This window comes from Jatrophihabitans sp. (assembly GCF_046262535.1).
In the GTDB taxonomy this organism is placed as follows: domain Bacteria; phylum Actinomycetota; class Actinomycetes; order Mycobacteriales; family Jatrophihabitantaceae; genus Jatrophihabitans.
The window spans coordinates 1-7114 of the sequence record NZ_JBHEMO010000104.1 but is presented as its reverse complement, the minus strand read 5'-3'; the positions used below and the strand labels follow the sequence as shown (position 1 = coordinate 7114).

General features: G+C 70.0%; 7 protein-coding genes. All 7 read left to right on the top strand.

All coding sequences use genetic code 11. The features are described 5' to 3' along the window. The coding region (locus ABR571_RS14325) for an aminotransferase class III-fold pyridoxal phosphate-dependent enzyme (RefSeq protein ID WP_409453880.1) at positions 1-370 on the top strand (370 nt) is incomplete at its 5' end. Continuing rightward, positions 367-1293 (top strand): ornithine carbamoyltransferase, encoded by a 927-nt coding sequence (argF, locus tag ABR571_RS14320; RefSeq protein ID WP_409453879.1) that lies wholly within the window; start codon positions 367-369, stop codon positions 1291-1293. The genes ABR571_RS14325 and argF, both read left to right, overlap by 4 nt. Continuing rightward, entirely contained in the window at positions 1290-1799 is a 510-nt protein-coding gene (locus ABR571_RS14315) for an arginine repressor (RefSeq protein ID WP_409453878.1), read from the top strand. The genes argF and ABR571_RS14315 overlap by 4 nt, the downstream gene beginning before the upstream one ends. A gap of 16 nt (positions 1800-1815) precedes the next feature. Further along, the gene (argG, locus tag ABR571_RS14310; protein ID WP_409453877.1) at positions 1816-3258 is read left to right on the top strand and encodes an argininosuccinate synthase; all 1443 of its coding nucleotides are present in this window, start codon (positions 1816-1818) and stop codon (positions 3256-3258) included. Then, positions 3251-4663, top strand: coding sequence for an argininosuccinate lyase (argH, locus tag ABR571_RS14305; RefSeq protein WP_409453876.1), 1413 nt, complete (start codon positions 3251-3253; stop codon positions 4661-4663). The genes argG and argH overlap by 8 nt, the downstream gene beginning before the upstream one ends. Positions 4664-4670: 7 nt before the next feature. Then, positions 4671-5297 (top strand): DNA-3-methyladenine glycosylase, encoded by a 627-nt coding sequence (locus ABR571_RS14300; protein WP_409453875.1) that lies wholly within the window; start codon positions 4671-4673, stop codon positions 5295-5297. 5 nt (positions 5298-5302) lie between these two features. Further along, positions 5303-6544: a tyrosine--tRNA ligase gene (gene tyrS / locus ABR571_RS14295; protein ID WP_409453874.1), complete on the top strand. Its 1242-nt coding sequence runs from the start codon at positions 5303-5305 to the stop codon at positions 6542-6544. Positions 6545-7114 lie beyond the last annotated feature (570 nt).

The following is a 7114-nucleotide window of genomic DNA, read 5'->3' as shown; positions in this document are numbered from 1 at the left end:
CGGCGACCACGGCAGCACCTTCGGCGGCAACCCGATCGCCTGCGCCGCAGCGCTCGCCGTTCTCCGCACCATCGCCGACGACCACCTGCTCGACAACGTAAAGCGCGTCGGTGAGCACCTCGCGTCCGGGCTCGAGGAAATTCACAGCCCTCTCGTCCGGGAGGTGCGGGGCAGTGGCTTGTGGCGCGCCCTCGGGCTGGCTGGCGACGACGCGGCGGCGGTCGAGGCGGCTGCCCGCAAGCGCGGCCTGCTCATCAATGCCGTCAAGCCGAATGCGATCCGGCTCGCGCCGCCGCTGATCCTCAGCGAGGCCGAGGTCGACGAGGCTCTCCCACTCCTTCACGACGCGCTCGCCGAGGTGGCGACGTGACCCGGCACTTCCTGCGCGACGACGACCTGAGCCCCGAAGAGTTGCTCCAGGTGCTCGACCTGGCCGACGAGATGAAGGCCGACCGCCATCGCTACCGGCCACTGACCGGCCCGAAGTCCGTTGCGCTTCTGTTCGACAAGCAGACGCTGCGGACCCAGCTGTCCTTCTCGATCGGTGTCGCCGAGCTCGGCGGTCACCCGATAACCGTGGACGGCCGGCTGGCCGGCATCGGTGTCCGCGAGTCGATCGCCGACACCACCCGCGTGCTGTCACGCCAGGTCGCCGCCATCGTCTGGCGCACCTACGGCCAGGAGCGGATCGAGGAGATGGCGGCGGTCAGCCCGGTGCCGGTCGTCAACGCGCTGACCGATCAGTTCCACCCCTGCCAGATCCTGGCCGACCTGCAGACGATCCGCGAACACAAGGGCCGTCTCGCCGGGCTCACGTTCGCCTACCTCGGCGACGGCGCGAACAACATGGCGCACTCCTATCTGCTCGGCGGCGCGAGCGCGGGGCTGCACGTCCGGATCGCCGGTCCGGCCGACTACCACCCCGACGCCAAGGTCGTGGCCGACGCGGAGCGCATCGCCGAGCGGACAGGCGGTTCGGTCACCGTCACCACCGATCCGGCAAGCGCCCTTGCCGGGGCTGACGTCCTTGCTACCGACACCTGGGTGTCGATGGGTCAGGAGGATGAGCAGGAGCAGCGGGAGGCGCCCTTCCGGCCGTACGCGATCACCGGCGAGGCGCTCGCCCAGGCCGCCGGCGATGCGATCGTCCTGCACTGCCTGCCCGCCTACCGCGGCAAGGAGATCGAGGCTGCAGTCATCGACGGCCCGCAGAGCGTCGTCTGGGACGAGGCCGAGAACCGGCTGCACGCGCAGAAGGCGCTGCTGATGTTCCTCGTGGAGCACAGCGGATGAGAGCGGCCAAGCTGGAACCCACGGGCAAGGCCGCCCGCCATGCCCGCATCATCGCCGTCCTCGCCGAACAGCCGGTCCGCTCGCAGGCCGAGCTCGCCGCCCGCCTCGACGAGGCCGGCGTGCACGTCACCCAAGCCACCCTGTCGCGTGACCTCGACGAGCTCGGCGCGGTCAAGCTGCGGACGCCGGACGGCGGGGTGCCGGTCTACGTCGTGCCCGAGGACGGCTCACCGTTGACCGCCCGGCGCGGCGACGAGGCTCCGCCCCAGCGCCTCGCCCGTCTCATCGGCGAGCTGCTCACGTCGGTCGAGGCGAGTGCGAACCTCGTCGTGCTCCGCACTCCGCCGGGCGCGGCGCAGTTCCTCGCGTCCGCCCTCGACCGCGCCGGCCTGCCCGAGATTCTCGGGACCATCGCGGGGGATGACACCATCCTCGTCGTGGCCCGGAACCCGGCCGGCGGACGAGCGCTCGCCGACCACCTGCTGACCCTGCCGCACACCGTCTGATCGGAGCGCAACTCTCTTGAGCAAGGTCCTGACCTCTCTCCCGGTCGGCGAACGCGTCGGCATCGCGTTCTCCGGTGGCCTCGACACCTCGGTGGCGGTCGCCTGGATGCGGGCCAAGGGGGCCATCCCCTGCACCTACACCGCCGACATCGGGCAGTACGACGAGCCCGACATCTCCGGCGTGCCGGCCCGCGCCAAGGAGTACGGCGCCGAGCTGGCCCGGGCGGTCGACTGCCGTCGCGAGCTCGTCGAGGAAGGCCTGGCCGCTCTGGCCTGCGGTGCGTTCCACGTCCGATCGGGCGGCCGCGCCTACTTCAACACCACTCCGCTGGGGCGCGCCGTCACCGGCACGATGCTCGTCCGGGCCATGCAAGGCGACGACGTGCACATCTGGGGCGACGGGTCGACGTTCAAGGGCAACGACATCGAGCGGTTCTACCGCTACGGCCTGCTGGCCCACCCCGGCCTGCGCATCTACAAGCCGTGGCTGGATCGCGACTTCGTCACCGAGCTCGGCGGCCGGGCCGAGATGAGCCAATGGCTCACTGAGCGGAACCTGCCCTACCGCGACAGCAAGGAGAAGGCGTACTCCACCGACGCCAATATCTGGGGGGCGACCCACGAGGCCAAGACGCTCGAACACCTCGACGTCTCGCTGGAAACCGTCGAGCCGATCATGGGCGTCAAGTTCTGGGACCCGGCGGTCGCGATCGAGACCGAGGACGTGACCGTCCGCTTCGAGGCCGGCCGTCCGGTGGCCCTCAACGGCGTCGACTACGACGATCCGGTTGCGCTCGTCAACGAGGCCAACGCAGTCGGTGGCCGCCACGGCCTGGGTATGTCCGACCAGATCGAGAACCGGATCATCGAGGCGAAGTCGAGAGGCATCTACGAGGCGCCCGCGATGGCGTTGCTCTGGATCGCCTACGAGCGCCTCCTGAACGCCATCCACAACGAGGACACGATCGCCAACTACCACGCCGAGGGGCGCCGGCTCGGCCGGCTGCTGTACGAGGGCCGCTGGCTGGACCCGCAGTCGCTCATGTTGCGCGAGTCCATCCAGCGGTGGGTTGCCTCTCTGGTCACCGGTGAGGTGACGCTGCGGCTGCGGCGCGGTGAGGACTACACCGTCCTCGACACTCGCGGGCCGGCGCTGTCCTACCACCCGGACAAGCTGTCCATGGAACGGACCGAGCACGCGGCGTTCGGGCCGGTCGACCGCATCGGTCAGCTCACGATGCGCAATCTCGACATCGCCGACTCGCGGGCGAAGCTCGAGCAGTACGTCGCGCTGTCGGGCGGACAGCTCAGCCGCACCTACCTCTTCGACGAACTCGAGGCGGCCGGCCTGGGCGAGGGCGGCGCCGAGGAGATCGCCGCCAATCCTTCCGGCGACGAACGAGTCGGGCCCGACGACACCATGCTGGACATCGCTGCCCTGGAGTCAGGCGTTGACTGAGACCGAGGGAACCCGCCTGTGGGGCGGCCGGTTCGCCGGTGGCCCCTCCGACGCGCTGACGAAGCTGTCGCTGTCGGTGCACTTCGACTGGCGGCTCGCGCAGTACGACCTGCGCGCGTCCAAGGCGCACGCCCGCGTGCTGCATTCGGCCGGCCTGCTGACCGACGACGAGGCCACCCGGATGTTGCTGGCCCTGGACGAACTGTCCGAGACGGTGCGGACCGGCGAGTTCCGCCCCACCGTCGCCGACGAGGATGTGCACACCGCGCTCGAGCGGGGCCTGCTCGAGCGGCTCGGGGCGCTCGGGGGCAAGCTGCGGGCCGGGCGCAGCCGCAACGACCAGGTGGCGACGGATCTACGGCTCTACCTGCGCGACCATGTCCGCAAGCTGGTGGTCGCCGTGGCCGATCTCGAGACCGCCCTGATGGCACAGGTGCAAGCGCACGAGGGCGTGCCGATGCCCGGCATGACCCATCTCCAGCACGCCCAGCCGGTCCTCCTCGCCCACCACCTCCTCGCCCACGTCCACGCCCTCGCCCGGGACGTCGACCGACTGCGCGACTGGGACAGGCGAGCAGCCGTCTCACCGCTGGGCTCCGGGGCTCTGGCCGGCTCGTCCCTTCCGCTGGACCCGCAGGCGGTCGCGATGGAACTCGGCTTCGACCGGCCGGCCGCGAACTCGATCGATGCGGTGTCCGATCGTGACTTCGCCGCTGAGTTCCTGTTCGCGACGGCACTGCTGGGTGTGCACCTGAGCCGCATCGGCGAGGAGGTCATCCTCTGGGCGACGCCGGAGTTCGGCTGGGTCCGCCTCGACGACGCGTGGTCGACCGGTTCGTCGATCATGCCGCAGAAGAAGAACCCCGACATCGCTGAACTGGCGCGCGGCAAGTCCGGCCGCTTCATCGGCAACCTCACCGGACTTCTGACGACGCTCAAGGGTCTTCCGCTGGCCTACGACCGTGACCTGCAAGAGGACAAGGAGCCGGTCTTCGACACCGTCGATCAGTTGCTGACCCTCCTGCCGGCGGTGACCGGCTTGATCGCCACTCTCCACTTCGAGACCGAGCGGCTCACCGCGGCCGCGCCGGCCGGATTCGCACTGGCGACCGACGTCGCCGAATGGCTCGTGCGCAAGGGCGTCGCCTTCCGCGACGCCCACGAGATCAGCGGGGCGTTCGTCTCATTCTGCGAGGAGCGCGGCGTCGACCTGCCCGACCTCAGCGATGCCGAACTCACGCAGGTGGATGCGCAGCTCACGCCGGACGTCCGGGCCGTCCTGTCCGTGCCCGGTGCACTGAGCGCGCGGTCGGCGGTCGGAGGCACGTCGCCCGACCGTGTCGCCGAGCAGCTGGCCGACCTCACCGCTCTGGTTCACGAACAGGCGGCGTGGGCGGGCGAGTGAGCCTCCGGTGACCGTTGACCGGGCCTGGTTGGCGCGCCCCGCGCTGGTCATGGCGCCGCGCCTGCTCAACGCCGTCGTGGTCTCCGACGTCGGCGGCGTCCGGGTGGCGGCCCGGCTCACCGAGCTGGAGGCCTACGAGGGAATGGACGACCCGGCCTCGCACGCCTTTCGCGGGCGCACGCCGCGCACGGCCGTGATGTTCGGGCCGCCCGGACACCTGTACTGCTACTTCACCTACGGGATGCACTGGTGCGCCAACATCGTCTGCGGGGCGGACGGGGTCGCCGCGGCCGTCCTGTTGCGGGCCGGCCAGATCGTCGAAGGCATCGACGTGGCTCGAGCCCGGAGACCGGCGGCGCGGCGCGACGTCGATCTGGGCCGCGGCCCGGCGCGACTGGCCACCTGCCTCGGTTTCGGCGCCGAGCAGAACGGTCTGGACCTGTGCGACCCCGCCTCGCCGGTCCGCCTGGAATCCCGTCCGGCCCGCCGCGCTCCGGCCGTCGTGGCCGGGCCCCGCGTCGGGATCAGCGCCGCCACAGAACGAGCGTGGCGATTTTCGCTGAAGGACGACCCGACGGTGTCGACGTTCAAAGCGGGTGGCCGTCAACGAGCTCTAGGAGGCCCGGCAGACTGAGCCCCGTGACCGACGAGCCCGAGACCTTCGACCTGCCGCCTGACCTGCTCGAGGCGCACGAGGTGCTGGCGTCCGGGGCGGCCCAGATACTGCCCGCGGACGGTTTGGCCGAGCGCCTGCGCGCCGCGCAGCGCGAGAACCGCCCACTGCGGGTGAAGCTGGGAATCGACCCGTCCGGCGCCGATCTGACGCTGGGACACGCCGTCGTGCTCCGCAAGCTGCGGCAGTTCCAGGACTTCGGGCACACGGCGGTACTCGTCGTCGGGGGGTTCACCGGGCAGGTGGGCGACCCGTCCGGCCGCACAGCCACACGCGCGGCCCAGTCCGCCGAGGACGTTGTGGCGAACGCCAAGGGCTACTTCGACCAGCTCACGCGCATCCTGGACGCCGATCGCACGGAGGTGGTGAACAACGCCGACTGGCTCGGCCGGATGAGCCTCGCCGACATCCTCGACTACACACGTCAGGTGACCGTGGCCCAGTTGCTCGAACGCGACGACTTCTCGCGCCGCTTCACCGCCAAGCAGCCGATCAGCCTGTCCGAGTTCATCTACCCGCTGTTGCAGGGCATCGACTCGGTCGAGGTCCGCGCCGATATCGAACTCGGCGGCACCGATCAGACGTTCAACAACCTCGTCGGCCGCGAACTGCAGCGCTCGCGGGGCCGGGCGCCCCAGACCGTGCTCACCGTGCCGCTGCTCGTCGGCACCGACGGCGTCGAGAAGATGGGCAAGTCGCTCGGCAACTACATCGCCATCGCCGAGCCGGCGGCCGAACAGTTCGGCAAGCTGATGAGCATCCCGGACTCGGTGGTGGGGCTCTACGCCCGGCTCTGCACGGCACTGCACCCGCGCGAGGTCGACGAACTCGAGGCCCAGGTTGCCGCTGGGGGAGCGGCGGCCAACGCCGCCAAGCGGGCGATGGCCCGTGCCGTCGTCTCGCTGTACCACGGCGCCGACGAGGCCGCGGCCGCCGAGGGGCGGTTCGACGCGGTGTTCAAGAGGGGCGAGGTCCCCGACGACTTACCGGAATTCGTGCTGCCGGACGGCGATCCCGTCCACCTGCCGGCGGTGCTCGTCGCGGCCGGCCTCGCCGCCAGTACGAGCGCGGCACGGCGCGACATCGATGCCGGCGCCGTGCGCATCGACGGCGCTGTTCTCCCGGCGAAGCGCTACGACGTGCCCAGGACCGAGCTGGCCGCTGCCGTCCTCGCCTCCGGTAAGCGACGCGCCGCCCGGCTCGTCTAGCCGCTGTTGGCTGTCGGCGGGAGGCGCGGGGGGCCCAGGTCACAGAAATCACACCCGCCGTTGTTGATCTTCGGCGGCGATGCCTGCCGGATGCAGCCCCCGTAGATGCTGGGCTGAGAGCGTTTCAGGCGGGAACTTGCACTCGCCGGGGGCGCTCACTAATGTTGTCCTTGTTCGCGACACGGAGCCACGAACACGGGCCGCACCAAGCTTTCCACGGTGCGGACCAGGTGGCGCCGGGCGAATGCTTTCCCCCAAGCACGAGGCACTCAGACACTCGAGTTCTACTCGACAGTCGCCCCGACCAAGTGGGAGTCCGGGCAGTGCGGGGCGTGTTTGACCCTGCGGAACTGACCGGGTAGCGTATCTCGGGTTGCCCCCGATCGCCCCGAAAGGGTCGTAACGGTGTGCGTCCGCTCCTTGAGAACTCAACAGCGTGCCGAAAGTTAGTGCCATTTATCAACTCTCGTCCACGGTCCGGCATTGTCGGAACGTGAAAGAGATTCCTTTGGTACATCGAGCAAGAAACGCTTTCTGCTTATGCAGGAAGTGGAACACCCAGCTCGTATG